The sequence below is a fragment of the Delftia sp. DLF01 genome (genome assembly GCF_014852125.1).
Classification (GTDB): Bacteria; Pseudomonadota; Gammaproteobacteria; order Burkholderiales; family Burkholderiaceae_C; genus Comamonas; species Comamonas acidovorans.
Genome location: NZ_JACVAZ010000003.1, coordinates 865,537 through 885,266 on the forward strand (window position 1 = coordinate 865,537; position 19,730 = coordinate 885,266).

At 69.3% G+C, this 19,730-nt stretch carries 13 protein-coding genes and 1 tRNA gene; 8 read left to right on the top strand and 6 right to left on the bottom strand.

What is annotated here, in order from left to right:
- Positions 1-13: 13 nt before the first annotated feature.
- The 3 genes from IB269_RS19140 to IB269_RS19150 all read right to left on the bottom strand — a co-directional run bounded on the left by IB269_RS19140 (position 14) and on the right by IB269_RS19150 (position 2,588).
- Positions 14-973 (bottom strand): FecR family protein, encoded by a 960-nt coding sequence (locus IB269_RS19140; protein ID WP_192367994.1) that lies wholly within the window; start codon positions 971-973, stop codon positions 14-16.
- Positions 963-1,511 (bottom strand): RNA polymerase sigma factor, encoded by a 549-nt coding sequence (locus tag IB269_RS19145; protein ID WP_192367995.1) that lies wholly within the window; start codon positions 1,509-1,511, stop codon positions 963-965. Before IB269_RS19145 ends, IB269_RS19140 begins: the two co-directional genes overlap by 11 nt.
- A 120-nt stretch (positions 1,512-1,631) precedes the next feature.
- Positions 1,632-2,588, bottom strand: a complete 957-nt coding sequence (locus IB269_RS19150) for a LysR family transcriptional regulator (protein ID WP_192367996.1) — start codon at positions 2,586-2,588, stop codon at positions 1,632-1,634.
- A gap of 106 nt (positions 2,589-2,694) precedes the next feature.
- Here IB269_RS19150 and IB269_RS19155 point away from each other — a divergent pair, with 106 nt between their 5' ends.
- On the top strand, positions 2,695-3,912 hold the full coding sequence (locus IB269_RS19155) for an MFS transporter (protein ID WP_192367997.1): 1,218 nt from the start codon (positions 2,695-2,697) through the stop codon (positions 3,910-3,912).
- Between the two features lie 23 nt (positions 3,913-3,935).
- Here IB269_RS19155 and IB269_RS19160 read toward each other — a convergent pair whose 3' ends face one another.
- The 3 genes from IB269_RS19160 to IB269_RS19170 all read right to left on the bottom strand — a co-directional run bounded on the left by IB269_RS19160 (position 3,936) and on the right by IB269_RS19170 (position 7,953).
- Complete coding sequence (locus IB269_RS19160; RefSeq protein WP_192367998.1) at positions 3,936-5,762, bottom strand: tetratricopeptide repeat protein; 1,827 nt, start codon at positions 5,760-5,762, stop codon at positions 3,936-3,938.
- Between the two features lie 64 nt (positions 5,763-5,826).
- The gene (locus IB269_RS19165) at positions 5,827-6,927 is read right to left on the bottom strand and encodes a peptidoglycan-binding protein (RefSeq protein WP_034392104.1); all 1,101 of its coding nucleotides are present in this window, start codon (positions 6,925-6,927) and stop codon (positions 5,827-5,829) included.
- A 45-nt stretch (positions 6,928-6,972) separates the two neighbouring features.
- On the bottom strand, positions 6,973-7,953 hold the full coding sequence (locus IB269_RS19170; RefSeq protein WP_225614195.1) for a hypothetical protein: 981 nt from the start codon (positions 7,951-7,953) through the stop codon (positions 6,973-6,975).
- Between the two features lie 684 nt (positions 7,954-8,637).
- On the opposite strand from IB269_RS19170, the gene IB269_RS19175 reads away from it, so the two are divergent.
- The 7 genes from IB269_RS19175 (at position 8,638) to IB269_RS19205 (ending at position 19,717) form a co-directional block, all read left to right on the top strand.
- Positions 8,638-8,727: transfer RNA gene (locus IB269_RS19175), tRNA-Ser, on the top strand.
- Between the two features lie 621 nt (positions 8,728-9,348).
- Positions 9,349-10,551, top strand: a complete 1,203-nt coding sequence (wecB, locus tag IB269_RS19180) for a non-hydrolyzing UDP-N-acetylglucosamine 2-epimerase (RefSeq protein WP_099752978.1) — start codon at positions 9,349-9,351, stop codon at positions 10,549-10,551.
- A gap of 79 nt (positions 10,552-10,630) precedes the next feature.
- A complete protein-coding gene (locus IB269_RS19185; protein WP_192367999.1) occupies positions 10,631-12,856 on the top strand; it encodes a hypothetical protein in 2,226 nt (741 codons plus the stop codon).
- A gap of 42 nt (positions 12,857-12,898) precedes the next feature.
- Positions 12,899-14,620 carry a glycosyl transferase family protein gene (locus IB269_RS19190; protein WP_012204791.1) on the top strand — a complete coding sequence of 574 codons (1,722 nt, stop codon included), beginning with the start codon at positions 12,899-12,901 and terminating at the stop codon, positions 14,618-14,620.
- Positions 14,617-17,484 carry an NfrA family protein gene (locus tag IB269_RS19195; protein WP_192368000.1) on the top strand — a complete coding sequence of 956 codons (2,868 nt, stop codon included), beginning with the start codon at positions 14,617-14,619 and terminating at the stop codon, positions 17,482-17,484. The genes IB269_RS19190 and IB269_RS19195 overlap by 4 nt, the downstream gene beginning before the upstream one ends.
- Before the next feature lie 54 nt (positions 17,485-17,538).
- Positions 17,539-18,579, top strand: a complete 1,041-nt coding sequence (locus IB269_RS19200; RefSeq protein ID WP_099752989.1) for an alginate O-acetyltransferase AlgX-related protein — start codon at positions 17,539-17,541, stop codon at positions 18,577-18,579.
- A gap of 4 nt (positions 18,580-18,583) precedes the next feature.
- Complete coding sequence (locus tag IB269_RS19205) at positions 18,584-19,717, top strand: alginate O-acetyltransferase AlgX-related protein (RefSeq protein ID WP_192368001.1); 1,134 nt, start codon at positions 18,584-18,586, stop codon at positions 19,715-19,717.
- The last annotated feature ends 13 nt before the right edge of the window (positions 19,718-19,730 follow it).

Below are 19,730 nucleotides of genomic sequence, written 5' to 3' on the forward strand. Positions count from 1 at the left end.
GGCCTACCTGCGCCTACCTGTGACGCGTGGAGATCAGCACGCGGCCGTCGTCCTCATGCCGCACCTGCACGGGGGCAAGGCGGGGCAGCAGGTCCAGCAGCTGGTCGATGCGGTCCAGGTCGAACTGCCCCGAGATGCGCAGCTGCGCCGCATGCCGGTCGGCCAGCACGATGGGTGCGCTGCGGTAGCGCTGCATCTGCGCCACGGCATCGGACAGCGGCGTGCCGTCCAGCACCAGGCGGCCCTCCCGCCAGGCCAGGGCGGCCAGGGCAGCGGCGCCGTCGCCCGCCTCCGGTGGCACGAGCTGCGGCAGCGGCCGGCCGGCGCGCGTGCGCAGGTGCTGGCCGGTGGACAGCTCCACGGGTGCGCCGCCACCGTCCATGGAATGCACGCGCACCCTGCCCTGCAGCACGGTGATGTCGGCACCATCCTCATGGCGGTGCACGCCGAACACGGTGCCGATGTCCTGCACCACCACGCCCCCGGCCTGCACGGTGAAGGGCCGCTGCAGCCAGGGCACCCAGCCGTGCCAGAAGGCATGGGATACCTCGAAGGACGCCTCCCCCTGGTCCAGCACCAGGCGGCGCGAGCGCAGGTGCTGCGCCACTTGCACGCGCGAGCCGGTGTTCAGCCGCACCTCGCTGCCATCGGCCAGTTGCCAGCTCTGGCGCTGGCCCACGGCGGTCGCCAGGGTCTGGCGCTGCAGCGCGGGGTCGGCCCAGAGCAGCAGCGCCAGCGCCGCCAGGGCCGCAGCCGTGCCTGCGCGCAGCGCCCTGCGCTGGCGCAGCTTCTGGCGCTGGGCGGCGGCCTGCTCGATTTCCTCGGGCGTGGGCAGGTGCCGGCGCAGCATGTCGGCAAAGGGGGCCAGGGCGTCATCGACGGGCAGATGGGCGCTGCGCCCCGAAGACTGCGCAGAAGCACCCTGGCGCGCGCTGCGCGTGCCGCCTGTGCTGCGCGTGATCTCAGGCGGCATGGTCGGCCGTGAGCACGGGCTGCACATCGCGCAGCGCACGCGCCAGATGGCGGGCCACCATGCCGCGCGAGATGCCCATGCGCTGTGCGGCCTCTTCCTGCGGCATGCCGTAGAGCTTGGTGAGGATGAAGGCCTCGCGGCTGGCCTGGGGCAGCTGCTCTATCGCCACCAGCAGCGCGCGCTGGCGCTGGGCGGCGGCCACGGCCAGCTCGGGCGGGGACAGCGGCATGGCTGCGGCGGGGGCAAGGCGCTCTTCCAGCTCGGCGCCATCGAAGGGCGTTTCGGGCCGGCGCGCCTGGGCCCGGTGGCGGTCTATGGCCAGGTCACGCGCCAGATGCCGCAGAAAGGCCAGCGGGTTGGCAATGCCCTGGGGAACGGGCCGCTCCATCAACCGCAGGCACAGCTCGTTGACGATTTCGCGGGGCTGGCATTCATCGCCGAAGCGGTGGCGCAGGAAACCGACCAGTTCGTCATAGTGCTGCACCAGCTGGGCCAGCAGGGGCTCGGCGGGCGATTGTAGCGTGGAGGGGGACGGCATGGAGGAAAAGCCAATCGCGAAGAAGATCGCAAATGATTCTTATTATCCTATGCAGTTGCCATGCTTACCGTTGGCAAACCGGGCGGTGACGCGCCGCCGCAACAGCGGCGGGCGAAGGGCTCAGGGCAGCGGCGCGCGCATTCCGGTGAGTCCCGGCATGACCTCCCGCATGGCCGCGATGAAGGCGCGCAGGCGCGCCGGCTGGTGGCGCGCCGGCGGATACACCAGGTGCACGGGCAGCGGCACGGCCTGCCAGTCCGGGGCCAGGTGCACCAGGCGGCCCGCCTCCAGATCGTCGCGCACGATCCAGGCCGAGGCCAGGGCCGCGCCCAGCCCACCCAGGGCGGCGTTGCGCAGCGCATAAAGGCTGTCGGTGCTGAGCCGGGGCTCGAACTGCAGGCGCCAGGATTTGCACACCCGCTCATCGCCCACGCGGTGCAGTTCCAGCTCGCGCTGGTAGAAGGTGCGCAGCGCAATCCAGGGCAGCCCCTGCAGCTCGCGCGGGTGCTGGGGCACGCTGCCCTGCCCCAGCAAGGCAGGCGCGGCCACGGCAATGCGCGGCACCTCGGCCACGCGCAGCGCGACCACCGATGGATCGACCACGGCGCCCACCTGCACGGCGCAGTCGATGCCCTCGGCAATGAAGTCCGGCTGGCGGTCATGCAGCAGCCACTCGACCTTGACGGCCGGATGGCGGCCCAGGAACTGCAGCAGCGGCGCCATGAGCTGGTCCTGGCCAAAGGCGTGGGGAGCTACCACGCGCAGCAGGCCGCGCGGCGTGTCCTGGGCGCCGCGCAGGTCGGACTCCAGCGCCCGCCATGTATCGAGCAGTTCGCGCGCATGGGCCAGGCAGCGCTCTCCGTCGTCGGTCAGCGCCATGGCGTGGGTGGAGCGCCGCAGCAGGCGCAGGCCCAGCGCGCGCTCCAGCGTCTGCAGGCGCCGACTGACCGTGGGCTGGGTGGTGGACATCTGCTGCGCGGCGGCCGAGAGGCTGCCGCTTTCGACGATGCGCACAAAGGTCTGCAGCAGTTCGATGCGGTCTGCGCCCGAAGGCAGGGAGAGGTCGTCGATGGTCATACGCCAAGCGTATATCGATTCTGCGGATGCAGCCACTACCGTGGGTTGCTGCATCGCACCACACTACGACCATCGTTTCTCAAACACGCCGTATAGGCGGATCAACATGTCTTGCATTCAATCTACGCATAACCAGGCGGCCACCAGCGAAAAGGCGTCCGGCGTGCCCCGGTCGCTGGTGCTGCTGATGGCGACCACGGCGGGCGTGGGCGTGGCCTCGCTCTACTACAGCCAGCCCATGCTGGGCGTGCTCGGCCCCGACCTGGGCGCGGGCGAGCGCGCCGTGGGCTTTGTGCCCACGCTGACCCAGCTGGGCTATGCGCTGGGCATTTTGCTGCTGGCCCCGCTGGGCGACCGCATGGACCGCCGGCGCATCATCCTGGCCAAGACCGCCGCGCTGATGCTGGCCCTGCTGGCCAGCGGCCTGGCCCCGGGCCTGGCGCCGCTGCTGGCCGCCAGCCTGGCCGTGGGCCTGGCTGCCACCCTGGCGCAGGATGTGGTGCCGGCCGCCGCCACGCTGGCGCCCGAGCAACAGCGTGGCAAGGTGGTGGGCACGGTGATGACGGGGCTGCTGCTGGGCATTTTGCTGTCGCGCGTGGTCAGCGGGCTGCTGGCCGAGCATGGCGGCTGGCGCAGCGTCTACCTGATGGCCGCCGCTGCCATGGCACTGCTGGGGGTGGCCCTGTGGCGCGGGCTGCCCAGTTTCAGGCCCACCACGCAACTGGGCTATGGCGCGCTGCTGGGCTCCATGGTGCAGCTGTGGCGCGGCCAGCCCGCGCTGCGCCGTGCGGCCCTGGCCCAGGGCCTGCTGTCGGTGGCCTTCAGTGCCTTCTGGTCCACGCTGGCCGTCATGCTGCACCAGCAGTTCCACATGGGCAGCGCCGCAGCCGGCGCCCTGGGCCTGGCGGGCGCCGCCGGTGCGCTGGCCGCGCCGCTGGCAGGCCGGCTGGCCGACCGCAGCGGCCCGCAGCGCGTGACCTGCCTGGGTGCGGGCCTGGCCCTGGCGTCGTTTGCCGTGCTGGCACTGTCGCCCTGGCTGCCAGCCGGCGCACAGCTGCCGCTGCTGGTGGCCAGCGCCATCGGTTTCGACTTCGGCATCCAGGCGACGCTGGTGGCGCACCAGACCCTGGTGTATGGCCTGGACCCCGCTGCACGCAGCCGGCTCAATGCGCTGCTGTTCACGGGCGTGTTCATCGGCATGGCCTCGGGCTCGGCGCTGGGCGCACTGGCCCTGGCGCAGTGGGGCTGGAGCGGCGTGGTGGCCCTGGCCTGCGCGGCATCGGCGGCGGCATTGGCCGTGCGGCTGGCGGGCCGCAACCGCTGAACTTCCGCGGGCTGCCGGCAGGCTTATGCCCCGCCTTGCAGCCGTGCCGCGCGCTGGGCCAGCCGCTGCTGCTCCGAGGCGCGCAGGGCAGCGATCTGCGCCAGGATCTGCTGCTGCTTTTCCATCAGGCGCTGCGTGTGCACGCCATGCGCATCCCCCGCCAGGCCCTGGGCGATGCAGGCCAGCGCGCGCGCCGGGTCGCCGCGCTGTTGCCAGGTGTAGGCCAGGTTGAGCTGGGTGCGCGCATCGCGCGGGTCTATGCCTTCGGCCTGCAGGTAGGCGTCATGCGCGGCCGCGAACTGCTCCTGGCAGAACAGGCAGTCGCCCAGCACATTCCACAGCCAGGTACTGAGCCAGGGATTGAGGTCCAGCGCGCTGCGCGCCAGCTCGATGCCGGCGGCAAAGTCCCGCAGCTGCAGGCCCACGAATTCGGCCACCTCGCCCAGCAGCCGCCAGTCGCGCGGGCTGCGGGTGATGGCCTGGCGGTAGCTTTCCAGGGCGGCGTCCTGGCGGCCCGACTCCAGGTGCGTGCGGGCCTCATGGGCCGGGGCCTCGAAGAACTGCTGCGCGTCGGCGCTGAAGCGGTTGAGAAAGGCTGCCGCCGTGCGCTCGCATCCCTCGCCGATCAGCAGCCGCGCATGGATGGCCCTTTGCGCATCGCCCGAAGGCGCCAGCACCTGCCAGCCCTCGCGCCCGAACAATTGCGCCAGCAGCGGAAAGTTCAGGCCGATGGCGCTGGTGCGGCCAAAGCGCTGGGAGGCGCCCGCCTGGGCCGCCGCCTCGGGCGTGCAGGCGCCGTAGTCGTTGATGAGCACCAGGCCCTTGGGCGCCAGCCGCTGCTGCAGCGTCTGCAGCGCGCCAAAGGCGCCGTGGTTGACCAGCAGGCGCGGTGCCGCCTCGCTGACGGACAAGGCGGCATCCACCCAGGGCGACAGCGCTGCCTGGCCGCAGTCGAAGAAGCCCACCTCCTGCTCGAACAGGCCCACCAGGGGCAGCAGGCGCGCACGCTGGGCCGCGTCCGCATGGTCCACCAACGCACGGATCTCGCCCGGAGACAGCGCGGTGTACTGGCGCACGAGCTGGGCGTCATCGGTGAGGCGGGTGCGTATGCGCAATTCCTGCACCGGCCCATCGCCCTGCCGCCGCACGACGGTGGCAGGCAGCACGTCCAGCACGTAGTTGCAGAACACGGCATGCAGCGGCGGCAGGGGCACCGTGCTGCCGTCCGGCAGCTGCACGGCCTCGGGCCGCATGGCGTCGCAGCAGCCGGCCACGACCTGGCCGCCGAACTCGGCAAACAGCGCGCGCTCCTGCCATTGCGCGACCGTGCGGGGAGAGCCATCGGTGACGTAGTAGACCAGCCGCTGGTCGAAATCACGCCCTTCCTGCTGGCACAGGTGCCGGAAGGCCTGCAGGAACATGCGCGCAAACAGGCCGCAGCCGGCGCCCAATTCCAGCACGGCAATGGCGCCTTGCGGCGCGGTGTCCGCGCAGTGGTGGAACAGCAGGGCCGCCGCATCTTCCGAGAGGCGGCCGCTGTTGTTGACCACGTAGGGCACTTCGTTCTCGGCAAAGGTCAGCAGGCCGGCCTGCGCCCAGTGCAGGTGGCCCAGTTCCCACTCGATGCTTTCGGTGATGGGGCGAAAGTCCTGCAGCAGCTGCGAGGCAACGCGCACGCCCGAAAGAACGTCCTGCGGGGCACGGATGGCAGGCGGCCCGCCCGGCGCTGCGTCAGCGTCCATTGCGGGAAGGGCCGCTGAAAGCGACGCGGACAGGGACACAGGCAGGGGCAGCGAAAGGGACAGTGGCGCGCGCAGGGCGACCTCGCCCGTCGAAGGGTCGATTCTCAAGATGCTCTCTCCGGAAGATGCGATGGGAGTGACGCCTGCCTGCACGGCAGGCGTCCGGCCAGGCTCAGGGCACGGGCGCCCACTTGGACCAGTTCAGGTCGGCCTGCTCGAAATCGGCCTTGAGCATGCGGCGCATGGCGTCCACCTCGTTCTGGGTGATCTGCGCTTCCTTGACCTGCTTGCCGGTGGCCGCCGTGCGGGCCTTGGCAAGATCGGCCTTGGTCACGGAGGCTGTTCCGGCCCAGATGGACTTGGCGGACCCCACGTTCACCCAATGCTTGCCCTGGGACTGCAGGTCGGCCTGGTAGGCGGATTTCCAGCCCATGTTGTTCTGCGACACGGCGTTGAGCAGTTTGGCCAGCGAGCGCTGGTTGCTCACCCCCTGCTGGGCGAATGCCTGCAGGTGAACGCGCTCGAACTTCAGCGGCAGCAGGCCCTGCTTGGCCGCCAGGCTGTCGCGCTCATTCCACCAGCGCGATGCATCGGCGGACTTGACGGCTTCCAGCTGGTTGAGCCAGTCGGCGTCGGTGACGATGCTGCCGTCGCCCTTGACCCACTGGAAGCGCTTGAAGCCGATGTCGGCCGCGCGGCCGAAGTTGTGGTTGCTCTCGCCCGGGCCGGCCTTGGTCTGGGTCTCGGCGGCCTGCTGGGCAAAGGTGCGCCGGCGCCCCGTGGGCGTGATCCACAGCGCGATCTTGTGCGTGTCATACATCTGCTGCACCAGGCTGGCCAGCTTGGCGCGGAAGGTGGGCTCGTACTCCGCATCGTTGGCAATGGCGGCCTTGCTGGTGGCCACGTCCTGGGCCTTGGCCTCCAGGTACACCGTTTTGGAGTTCTGCGCGGCGCGCATGCCCTGGTGCGAGGCCGGCAGCATGCCGCTGAGCTTGGCCACCGTGGCCCCTCCGGCTGCCGCCAGGCCCAGCGCCTCCTTGGCACCCCCGGCCTGCGGCTGGCCCGGCGCAGCCTTGGCGGCGGCCAGCTTGTGGTCGTTCTGGAAACGCTCCAGCGCGGCGCGCGTCTGCGCGCCGTAGCTGCCGTCGTAGTCCACGCCCAGATACGGCGCGTTCTTGGCGTCCTTGACCACGCGCAGCATGGCCTGCAGCAGGGCCACGTCATGCACCTGGTTGCTGCCGCCCTCGCCTACGCTGTCCTTGATGTCAGGCATGCTTCTCCCCTCGTTGTGGTTGTCGATATGGCCCGCAGCAACGGCTCAGCGGGCGGGCTCGGGTTTGCGGTCGGTTTTGCGGTCGGGTTTGTTGCCGGGCTTCAGGCCGGCATCCGGCAGCAGGTGCACCAATGGCACGGTGCGCGGCTGCAGGCTGGCCGAACAGGCACGCAGCCGCAGCGATTCGGCATGCGCCTGCGCCATGTCCGCCGCCACCTGCACCAGGGCGTGATGGGGTGCGGCGCCTGCGGGGCGTGTGCGCACGACGGAATAGGCGCCCAGGCATTCGGCCTGCTGCGCGCGTGCGGCACGCGCTGCCGCCACGCTGTCATAGCGCGCCGCCACCACGGCCTGCACGGCGGCCGGTGGTGCCGAGGCCTGCTCGGCAAACGCCTGCCGGCCCTTGTTCCAGCGCAGGCTGCGGGTCTCGATCTGGTCGGGCGCATCGTCCTGCGGTGATGCATAGCGCACCAGCAGCACCGGAATCCGGCCCGTGGGTGCCAGCACCCAGCTTTGGTAGTTGCCCTGGGGCTCGTCGTACTGCCAGGCCAGGTGCGGGCCCTGGGCGGTGGCGACATACAGCGCATGGCGGCGCTTGGGATGCTCAAAGCCCCCCATCTGCGTGACCAGCAGCGCACGCGAGCCGCCCTGCACGCCGGGCAGGCGCAAGCTGCGCACGGCAGCGGTGACGGTGTCTTCTTCCTCTCCAGTCGTCCACACGCGCTCAAGGTGCTGGAGCCCTGCTGCCGCAGACAGCGGATCACCCACGCCGTACAGCGGATCAGGCTGCGCCAATTGCGCCGGCCCCCTGGACGCAGGCCAGGACAGCGCCGCTGGCTGGCCCTGCTGCACACCTGCACGCACCAGCCTCAGCTCAAAGGGACAAGGCGCCGCCGTGCAGGCAGGCAGCGACAACTCATAGGCTGGCGCTCCCTGGGCCGTGCCGGACGGCAGGCTTTCCAGCACCTGCCGCTGCGTCCCGGCAGCGAACGCCGCCCCGGCACCCAGCACCGCCGCAAGGCTCAAGGCCAGTGCCCGCCATGGCAGCGCCCCGCCACAGTAAAAATCGGAGCGCATTGAATGGTGAGCCATGGTGATAGCGGGTTTCTATGATTGGCCTGGGCTGTCGATACGCCGCAATACAGGAGGAATCTGCCGCAATGGGCGTGAAACAGGCTTTCAAGGCCCGGCGCCGCAGGCATTGTCTACAAGCTGGCATGCGGCGTCTGTTGCAAAATGCATCCGGCGCTTGAGAATTGCATTCAACATTTGCAATTCATCCAGGATGCATTCTGGAATCTTTCAAACCAGATAAATTTCATTTGCACAAAAATCAACAACATCAATGACTTACATGAAATTCACCCCAATTTCACAAAGCAAATAAAATACCTTCTTGTATACATGACAGCTCCCGACATCTGCCTCCATCGAATGCAAGGGCTGAGGAAAACCTGAATCAATGCGGATACGCCATGGGTTGCCCACTGCAAATAGTGCGCACCGAGGATTTCCTTGATGGACCCGCATCACAAGTTCGCCCGATTTCACGATACTGCAACCATTCACCATCCCAAATGGCTTGCGGCTGAACGACCGGGGCGGCCTTGCCGGTTGTACCTGCAAGGTGCACCGGGGCACACCCGCATCGCTGCCGGTTCCAGCTTCTTACCGTGACCGCCCGAAATCACTGCTACAATCGCTGGCTTCGGAGAGGTGGATGAGCGGTTTAAGTCGCACGCCTGGAAAGCGTGTGTGGGCTAATCCCCACCGCGGGTTCGAATCCCGCCCTCTCCGCCATACACCCAGCAAAACGGGCCCCTACACGGGGCCCGTTTTCGTTTCCGGGCCGGCCTGTGGCAAGGTTCATGCCCAGGTTTGCGCCCGCCGCGCCCGCCCCTGCCTCGGCCCCACGCACCGGCCGCACATCAGGGAAAGCGACAGCACGGACACCCCCTCCAAGCCTTGCGCAGACGCGCCCCAGGGCTTGCAATAGGCAGCAGCTGGCAGCAATAGGCAAGCGTCTGACAAGCACATCCTTGTTTCGGTGATGTACTAGCTGCAACAAAGCCCCCAGGCGCGCAGCTTTGTGCAACAGCACCCCTGGCGCGAACGTGCATCCAGCCCCATGGCGCGCATGGCTTGCGGCGCTTGAGATTCGACGGAGGTTCCCCAATGGAAAGCAAGGTCATCAAGCTCCCTCAAGTCCTCTTAACTTCCGTCAATTTCTCTCAATTGACGATAGTTTTCAATCGAATCGGAGCAATCGATCGAAAATTCCAAAAACCCGCCGTATATTCCACACCGCTTTGCGGCCCGCCCGGCCCGTCTTCGGGCTGAGACGGGTCCTGCCCCTGCCGGGTACAGCGCAGCACAAGAACGCACAAGCGAAGAGCACAGGAAAACGCAAAAGGGGTTGGCATGAAGATTCTTTCGTTTTTCGGGACCCGTCCCGAGGCCATCAAGATGGCGCCACTGGTCACGGCCCTGTCGCAGACGCGGGGCATCGAGAGCGTGGTGTGCGTCACCGGCCAGCACCGGCAGATGCTGGACCAGGTGATGGATCTGTTCGGCCTGCAGGCGCAGCACGATCTCGCCGTCATGCAACCCAACCAGACGCTCAACGGCCTGTTCTCCCGCGTGGTGGCAGGTGCCGATGGCGTGCTGGAGCAGGAAAAGCCCGACTACGTGCTGGTGCACGGCGACACCAGCACGGCCACCGCCTGCGCGCTGGCAGCGTTTCACCGCCGCATTCCGGTAGGCCACGTGGAAGCCGGCCTGCGCACCGGCGATCTGGCCCAGCCCTTTCCCGAAGAGATGAACCGCCGCGTGGTCGATGTGGTCAGCCAGTGGATGTTTGCGCCCACGCCCACGTCGCGCGCCAACCTGCTGGGCGAGAACCTGCAGGGCCGCATCGCCGTGACGGGCAACACCGTCATCGATGCGCTGGCCACGCTGTGCGACCGGCTCGATGCCCAGCCCGAGCTGGCCTGTGCCATTGCCCAGCGCCATCCCTGGGTGGATGCGCAGCGCCCGCTGCTGCTGGTCACGGGACACCGGCGCGAGAATTTCGGCGAAGGCTTCCAGAACATCTGCGCTGCGCTGGCCGAGCTGGCGCAACGCCATCCGGACCTGCTCATCGTCTACCCCGTGCACTTCAACCCCGCCGTGCGCGAAGTGGTCATGCGCACGCTGGGCGGCATGGACAACATCCGCCTCATCGATCCGCTGGACTATGTGGACTTCGTCTGGTTCATGCAGCGCGCCCACATCATCCTGACCGACTCCGGCGGCGTGCAGGAAGAGGCGCCCTACCTGGGCAAGCCCGTGCTGGTGATGCGCGATGTGACCGAGCGGCCCGAGGCCGTATCGGCCGGCACCGTGCTGCTGGTGGGCACGCAGCGCGCGCGCATCGTGGCCGAGGTCAACCGGCTGCTGGCCGACGAGGGGCACCACGCCTCGTTTGCGCGCCGCATCAATCCCTATGGCGATGGCCAGGCCTCGCAGCGCATCGTGCGTGCCCTGCTGGGACAGCCCTTCGACGAGTTTGCCGCCGGACACACAGGCGCCGCGGCCGTCCCGGGCATCGCGGCCGCCGTGACCAAGGGCATGGCGCCAGCCTGAACCACGCACGCACCACACCGCGCACCACGTCCACGAAGCGCATTACGAATCGAGCACCGAAGTGAGAAAAGAGGCCCCCATGCAACCGACCATCCGCCAATCGCTTTCCCGCACCGGGGCCCGCTGGGCGCTGGGTTCGCTGCTGGGCCTGGGCGCCCTGTTCGCGCAGACGGCCTCGGCCTCGGCGCTGGGTGACGCCATACGCCAGCTGGGCGCCAGCGACGGGCTGCAGCGCAGCGTCACGCTCAAGGACCTGGGCATCGTCGATCCCGTGGTGCTGGCCGGCACGGCCACCCAGGACTTCTACCTGCCCGTGCCGCGCGGCCTGCCGCTGGGCGACGCCAGCATTGCCTTCGACAGCCGCTACCTCAAGGGCGAGCCCGGTGTCTCGACCGTGGTGATCTCGCTCAACGGCACGCCCGCCGTGTCGCAGACCGTGCCCGACGGTGACGGCACGCTGCAGCGCACGCTGCCCGTCGCCCAGCAGGCCCGCGCCAGCGATTTCGTGCGGCTGGGCGTGAACTGGCGCAGCCGCAACGGCCAGGTGCGATGCGATGACAACCATTCCCTGGCCAACTCCCTGACCATCTCGCCGCAGACACGGCTGAGCTACCGCGTGGACCCGCGCGATGTGCGCAGCATCGAAGATGTCTGGAACACCCTGCCCGTGCGCACCACCGTGCTGGTGGCGGGCAGGCAGCTGGAGCAGGCCTCGTTCGACAGTGCCTGGCGCATTGGCGCCAGCCTGCAGCGCAACAACAGGCGCATGACGGTGAACGCATTGCCCGCCGTGGGGGAGACGCTGGACCTGCGCGGCCTGGAGGTTCCCGCCGCCCTGGCCGGCGTGCCCGCCTTTGCCGCACTGCGCGGCGCCGAGCCCCAGCACAAGCTGGCCAGTGACGCCGAACTGGGCGCGCTGCTCATGCTGGGGGCCGCCCAGGTCAGCGGAGACATCGTGGTGGCCGACAAGGCACTGCAGCAGCGCCTGACCGCCGCCTTCGCGGCCCTGCAGGCCCAGCTGGCGGCCGACCCCGATGCGGGCCAGGCCCTGCAGCAATGGCGCGCCCGGCGCGCGCCGCTGGCCAACGAGGCGCTGGCCTCGCAGCAGTTGCGCGCCCTGCCCATGGGCCGCCAGATGGTGCTGGCCGTGGCCGCCGACGCGGGTGCGCGCGTGGCCGGCCTGCAGGAGGCCGCCCTGCAGCGCCTGCTGGTCAGCGACAACGTGACCGTGGCCGCGGCCCAGCCCCCGCAATGGGACGAGGCCAAGGGCATACGCCTGTCCAGCCTGGGCGGCAGTCCCGACAGCTTCGACGTGCTGTCGCGCGGCGACTGGACGATGAACTTCCCGCTGAGCGCCGTGGCCTCGCAGGGCCAGATGCCGGGCGAGATCACGCTGTACGTGGCCGCCGCCCCCGGCGCCTCGGCCACGCGTCCCGTGGCCACGCTGTTCTGGAACGGCATGCTGCTGTCGGCCCGCCAGCTGGAGGCCAACGGCCAGCCCGAACGCCTGCGCGCCCGTGTGCCCGGCTATGCGCTGGGCATCAACAACACCTTGCGGGTTTCCGTGCAGCGCCAGCCCTACTCGGCCGACTGCAACGAGATTCCCCAGCCCTACCCCGCCAGCGTGCTGCCGGCCATCAGCTACGTGACGCCCGGCAAGGCCGAGGCCAACGGCAGCTTCATCGGCCTGCTGCCGCTGCTGGGCGCCAAGTCGCAGTTCCTGGTGCCCGCCAGCTATCTGTCGGCGGCGCCGGCCGCGCTGGAGCGCATGGCCAACCTGGCGGCCGCCAGCGGCCTGTCGGCTTCGCAGGCCGAGCTGGTCGTGGCCCAGGCCGATGCAACGGCCAAGCCCTCCATGCCCTTTGTCGCCATGGAAGTGCCGGTGGACGGCGCCAAGCCCCTGGTGACGGTGACGGACCGGCAGCAGCTGCGCATCCGCGGCAAGTCGGCGGACTGGCTGGACATCAAGGGACTCAAGCAACTGTCCTCGGCCGAAGTGGTCACGGCAGGCGGCCAGCAGGGCGTGCTGTGGCATGCCATCGGCGAGTGGACGGGCGGCCTGGGCGAGCCCTTCCTGCTCAATCGCGGCAACATCGCCGTGATCGGTGGCGACGGCCCGCTGGCCTGGGTGGACAGCAGCAATCCCGAAACCGGCATTCCGTCGGGTCCGCGCGAAGGCGCCTTCCACGAATGGCGCAACTTCCTTTCCTGGAGCGTGCCGGGCATCGCCATCGCGCTGTTCGTGGTGCTGCTGCTGGTGGTGCTGGCCTGGGCGGTGGCGCGCAGCAAGCAGTCCAAGCACTGAGCCCGGCCCGGGCAACGATGACGACGGCATGAGGCGATCGCCATGATCTCTTCCCTCTACTGGCCCTACCTGGTGGCCGACTACTACCACGCGCTGGAGATCGTCAGCGCCGTGGTGGCCGTCGTCATCCTGCTGTCCAGCATCGACGACCTGTTCATCGACGCCTGGTACTGGGTGCGCGAGGCCTGGCGCGCGCTGACCGTCAAGCGCCGCTACCAGCCGCTCAAGGCACAGCAGTTGCAGGAGGTCGAGGAAAAGCCGCTGGCCATCATGGTGCCGGCCTGGCTGGAGTACGACGTGATCGCGCCCATGCTCGAGAGCATGGTGGGCACGCTGGACTACAAGAACTACATGATCTTCGTGGGCACCTACCGCAACGACGAGCGCACCAAGAACGAGGTCGAGCGCATGCGCCGGCGCTACCGCCAGCTGGTCCGCGTGGAGGTGCCCCATGACGGCCCCACCTGCAAGGCCGACTGCCTCAACTGGATCGTGCAGGCCATCTTCCAGCAGAACACGCTGCAGCCAGAGCCCTTTGCCGGCGTGATCCTGCACGACAGCGAGGACGTGCTGCACCCGCTGGAGCTCAAGTACTACAACTACCTGCTGCCGCGCATGGACTTCATCCAGCTGCCCGTGACCTCGCTGGAGCGCGAGTGGTACGAGCTGGTGGCCGGCACCTACATGGACGAATTCGCCGAATGGCACACCAAGGACCTGGTGGTGCGCGAGAGCATGTCGCACATGGTGCCCTCGGCCGGCGTGGGCACCTGCTTTTCGCGCAAGGCGATGGAGGAACTGGCGGCCGAGACCCACAACCAGCCCTTCAACACCGACACGCTGACCGAGGACTACGACATCGGCGCGCGGCTGGCACGCCGGGGCATGAAGCAGATCTTCGGCAAGTTCCCCGTGGACTACGTGATACGGCGCAAGCCGCTGTTCGGCCTGGGCAAGGAAAAGGTGTCCACGCTGACCATGCCGCTGGGCATCCGCGAGTTCTTTCCCAACACCTTCAAGACCGCCTACCGGCAAAAGGCGCGCTGGACACTGGGCATCGGCCTGCAGGGCTGGAGCCAGGTCGGCTGGGCCGGGCCGCTGTCCACCAAGTACCTGCTGTTCCGTGACCGCAAGGGGCTGGTGACCTCCTTCGTGGCCATCCTGGCCTATCTGCTGCTGCTGAACTTCCTGCTCTTCCTGCTGGCCGATCACATGGGCTGGTGGACGGTGTACTACCCGTCCCTGTTCGCTCCCAACGGCTGGCTGGTGACGCTGATGAGCGTCAACGTCATCGCCCTGCTGCTGCGCGTGGTGCAGCGCGCATGGTTCGTCTCGCGCCTGTACGGCTGGGAGCACGCCATGCTGTCCATTCCGCGCATGGTGATCGGCAACTTCATCAATGCCATGGCAGCGGCGCGCGCCTGGAAGCTGTTCATCGTCCACCTGGTCACGGGCAAGCGCCTGGCCTGGGACAAGACCATGCACGACTTCCCGTCCACCGACCAGTTGAGCCACCAGCGCCAGCGCCTGGGCGAGCTGCTGCTGTCATGGCAGGCCATCGACGAAACCCGGCTGGCCACCGCGCTGGAGATACAGCAGCGCGAACGCCGTCCGCTGGGCGCCATCCTCATGGAGCAGGGCTGGCTCGACGAGGCCACGCTGCGCGAGGCCATCAGCTTCCAGCAGGGGGAGCCCACCGACCCCACGGTGCATCCCGACATTCCCGCACAAGGCATTCCAAGCACCCCAAGGGCCGGCATATGAAGCATCTCGCTCCCCTCGTTCGCCCTCTCACGCTGGCCGCGCTGCTGGGCGCCGGCTGGAACACGCCGCCGGCCTGGCCGCAGGCCGTGGCGGCCGTCAAGGCGGAGGCGCCGCTCAGGGGCCGCGCGTGGCAACTGGCCAACCAGGCCTATGCCCACTACCAGGCCGGCCGCTTTGCACGGGCCGCGACCGCCGCCGCATCGGCCGTACAGCTGCGCCCCGACCTGCTGCGCCTGCGCATGCTGCTGATCTACTCGCTGCAAAAGCAGGGCAAGAACGAGGAAGCGCTCAAGGCCATTGCCTCGGCCCGCGCCGCCGGGCTGGACGAGGCCACGCTGCAGCAGGCCGAAACCAATGTGCGGGCCGCAGCGGCAGGCGGGGCGGCGGGCGGGCCTGCAGGGGCCACGGCTTCCGAGGCCTACAACAAGGCCTTTCCCATCGCCACGCAGGCCTACACCGACTACAACGCCAAAAACTACGCGGACAGCGCGCGCAGGGCCGAGCAGGCCTTTCGCCTGGACCCCAGCCAGGGCCAGTGGGCGCTGCTGTGGATAGGCGCGCTGGAGGCGCAGGAGCAGCTGGGCGCCGCCATCGAGGCCGCAGATGCCGCACTGGCCCTGGACCCACCCAACAAAAGCGACCTGGTGGCCAAGCGCCAGACCCTGCGCCGCAGCCAGGCCGTGCTGCCGGCGCAAAAGGCCTACCAGGCGCTGATCGCCAACAACCCGGCGCAGGCCGTGCCCTTTGCGCGCGAGGCCGTGGCGCTGGCGCCGGGAACGGCATCGCACCGCCTGCTGCTGATCACCTCGCTGCTGCTGGCCGAGCAGTTGCCCGATGCGGAAAAAGCCGCAGACGAGGCGCTGGCGCAGGACAACGAAGACACAGCGGCGCTGGGCATGCGCGGCTACATCCGCCAGCGCCAGGGCAAGACCGCACAGGCCAACGAGGACTTCGACGCCGTGCTCAAGCAGGACTGGCTGGACGAAAAGCAGTCCGCCAACCTGCGCCTGATCGCGGCCGACGCGGCCCTGGCCGCTGGCGACGCGGCACGCGCCCGCGCGCTGCTGGCGACCATGCCGGCACAGGATGAATCCGTGGCCCGCCGCCTCAAGCAAGCCGATGACCTGCGCCCAGGCCGCGACACGCCCATGGTGGCCGATACGCGCGGCGCCTCGCAGACCCTGGCCATGGCCGACTATCCGCCGCCCCTGCAGGACTGCCGCGACACGCCCTATGGCACGGTCTGCGAGCTGCAGCCTTCCGATGACCAGGGCACGGGCGGCCCCAGCGCCCAGGCCTATGCGGCCTACGCGCGCCAGGACTACAAGGCCGCCATCGACCATGCGCGCACGGCCGTGGAGCAGGACCCCGACAACCCGCAGCTGCAAAAGCTGCTGACCACCACGCTGGCCGCAGGCGACCGCGACCAGCAGGGCCAGGCCCTGCTGCGGCTGGACAAGTCCCTGTCCCTCACCCCCAACGACCCCCAGCTGCTGATGCAGCGCGGCTATCTGTACTCGCGCCAGGAAGAGCCGGCCAAGGCGCTGCAGGACTTTCGCGCGGCGCGCGCCACGGGCGAGGCGCCAGCGGGCGCCATGCTGGACGAAGGCTATGCGCTGGCCGGCACCGGCGACAACCGGGGCGCCGTGCGCACCTTCAAGGAAGCCATCGACCTGGACGACGCCGGCACCGCCAAGCTCACGCCCGGCCAGCGCGAAAACGCACGCAGCGCTGTCTCCGGCTACGCACGCGAATGGGGCGCCATCGTCTCCATGGGCTACCGGGGTGCGCGGCCTGCGGGGCGTGCGTTCTCGGACGGCATCCTCACCCAGGCGGGCGATGCGGTCTTCGGCACGGCCGAGGCCTACTGGCGCCCGTCCAACTTCCTGAACTCGTCCACCCGCATCTTCGATGTCTATGGGCGGCTGGGCAGCACCTTGCATGACGGCGGCGGCACCACGCTGGGCCAAAGCGCCATCGACCCCTGCACGGGCCTGCCCATCAATGTGCAGGCGGGCGACAACCGCGGCATCTCTGGCCTGCCCACCACCACGGGCTCGCTGGGCATGCGCTTCACGCCGTCCACCAAGTACGCGCTGACCTTCGGCATAGAGCGCCAGTTCAACATCGGCTCCGCCACGCGCTCGGGCTTCATCACGCCTGAATCGCCCCAGCTGCGCTGCCTGATGAGCGGACGCGACCCCCTCAACCCCACGGGCCCGGCGCTGGGCAACCCGATATCGGCCAAGTACAGCGCGGGCGCGGGTCAGGGCGGCTGGCTGGCCTATGTCACCCACGGCTTCTACGAGGGCACGGGCCGGCGCACGGACCGCTCCAGCTGGTTCACCATGGAAGGCTACAGCCAGGCCGGCTATGCCAACCAGAGCATGGCCTCGCGCTTCACGCTGACCGACCAGACCAATGGTGCCCTGGTGGGCGACGGCTCGGGCCGCTACAAGCGCGAGCAATGGTTCTTCTCCACCGAGGCCCGCATCGGGCGCAGCTTCCGTGCCGACGGCATCAACCAGGGGCTGGTGATCTTCCCGTTCGGCGTGGTCGCGGCCGATTGGATCAAGCAGAGAAACCGCGTCGAGGTGCGCTCCCTGCAGGCCGCCCCGGGCGCCACGCCCACCGCAGCCCAGTTGGCCGCCCAGCAGGGGCAGACGCTGGCACTGCAAGGCAATGGCAGCAGCTGGTCCGCCAGCGCCGGCGTGGGCGTCAGCCTGCGCCAATGGTTCCGCGAAAGCCACTACAGCACGGCCCAGTCCTATCTGGACTGGTCCATGCAGTACCGCTTCAACATCGGTGGCGGCCAGGCCGACCGCGCCAAGGGCCTGTTCATGACGCTGACGCTGTCCTATTGAAAGCCCTGCCCCGCCGCCACCACCCCACAGACAAGAGAAAAGGAGAAAGCTCCCATGGATTCGACCAAGCAAGCACCCCGCCCCGCCCTGCACGGACTGCGCTCGGGCATGGCACGCGCCGCACGCGGGCTGGCCAGCTGCGCACTGGTGCTGGGCGCGCTGGCAGCGCAGGGTACGGCACAGGCCCAGGCACAGGACAGCTCCTCCATCGTTCTCAGGGGCAAGGACGGCTGGCTGTTTCCGGGCTGGGGCAGCCTGACCCAGGTGGACCGCGCCGGCATCACCGAATCCACCCGGCTGATCACCGAGGCGCGCAACCTGCTGGCCGCGCGTGGCGTGAAGCTGCAGGTGCTGCTGCTGCCCGACAAGGTGCGCTTCTATGCCGACAAGATGCCCGACGGCAAGGCCATGAGCGCCGATGTCCAGGGCCGCTACAAGCAGGTGCTGCAGGCGCTGCAGGCAGCCGGCATTCCCAGCTTTGACGACGAGGCCGTGCTGCGCACCGTGCGCGACAGCGGCAAGGACGTGTTCTACCGCACCGACCAGCACTGGACCCAGGCGGCAGCCGACGCCACGGCCGAGGCCACCGCCCGCATGGTCCAGGGCGAGGTGCCCCAGCTGGCCGGCAGCGCCGGCAGCGGCCTGGCCCTGGGCGACACCGTCACCGAGCGCCGCTATGGCGACCTGGCCGAGCTGTTTCTGACCGCCGAGGAGCGCAAGCAGATCGGCCGCGAGGTCTATACCGTGCGCCGCCAGGCTCCGGCCAAGGGCCTGCTCGACGATGAGCCCGCCCCCGTCCATGTCACCGGCCACAGCATGGTCCAGCCCTACTTCGGCTTTCCGCAAAAGCTCTCCAACCTGCTGGACCGCCCGGTCTCGCTGAACTGGAAGCCCGGCAACGTGGGCCAGTGGACCATGCTGCTGGAGTACCTGGAGTCGCCGGCCTTCAAGTCCCACAAGCCCCAGGTGCTGGTGTGGCAGATGTTCGAGCCCACCTACAGCTACGGCCCCAACGCGGCCGGCCAGTGGGACAACGCCTCGCTCATGCCCAACGCCACCTGGCTGGAGCGGCTGCGGGCCGCGCTCAAGGGCTGACACCGTGGACCCCACCGCGCAAGAACTGCAAACCGACAAAGGACACCGGCGCAACGCCTGGATCTGGGGCGCCCTGCTGCTGTCGGGCCTGGCCTGGGGCGGCTGGACGCTGGCCAGCGGGGGACCGAAGGCCGGCGAGCTGCAACTGGCCGCCTGGCTGGATGGCCGCGCGGGCGCGGCGCTGAACAAGGGCCTGCGCCTGCCTGCGCAGTCCTCGCTGGAAACCGGCCAGGCCGCGCTGCGCTACCGCCTGCTGGGCGACACGGGAGCGCAGGTGGCACTGGGCTGCCCGCAATGGATGTTCTACCGCGACGGCCTGCGGCCCCAGCCCGGCACGGGCGCCGCGCCCTTCGAGGCGCGCCAGCGCCTGCTGCGCCACTGGACCCGGCAGTTGCAGGACAAAGGCATTGCCACCCTGGTGGTGGCCGTGCCCGACAAGTCGCGCATCGAGTCCGCCCATCTGTGCGGCCTGCCCGTGGCGCCCGTGATGCTCCAGCGCCTGGACCTGTGGCAGCAGCGCCTGCAGGCCGACGGCATTGCCTTTGCCGATCTGCGCCCTGCCCTGCAGACACAGGAGCAGGCGCAACCCGTTTTCTTTCGCACCGACGTGCACATGAATGCCGAGGGCGCACGCGCCGCCGCCCTGGCCGTGGCCCAGGCCGCGCTGCCGCTGCTGGGCGGGCAGCGCGGCGCCCAGGCCTTCGAGGAATCCGCGCCCGGGCCGCTGCAGCCGCTGCCCGGCGACCTGCTGGCCCTGGCCGGCCTGGCCGATGCCCCGGCCGGCTGGCGCCCACGGCGCGACCAGGTGCGCCCGCAGACCATTGTCCCCGTGCGCGGCGGCGGCCTGCTGGACGAGACGCCGCCCGTGCAGGTGCTGCTGGCCGGCAGCTCCAACGGGCTGCGCAGCAATTTCGCGCCGCAGCTCGGCCGCGCGCTGGGCCAGGAAGTCTGGAACCTCAGCATGGACGGCGGCCAGTTCAGCGGCGCCATGGTGGCCGCGCTCAAGCGCCGCGCCTCCTGGCCGGCCAGCCTGCGGCTGGTGATCTGGGAGTTCTCGGAAAACACCTTGTCCCTGCCCCTGACGGACGATGAAAAAGCGGCGCTCAAGGAGATGGACGCCGCCTCCCCGCCTGCGTGACCCCGCCCGCTAC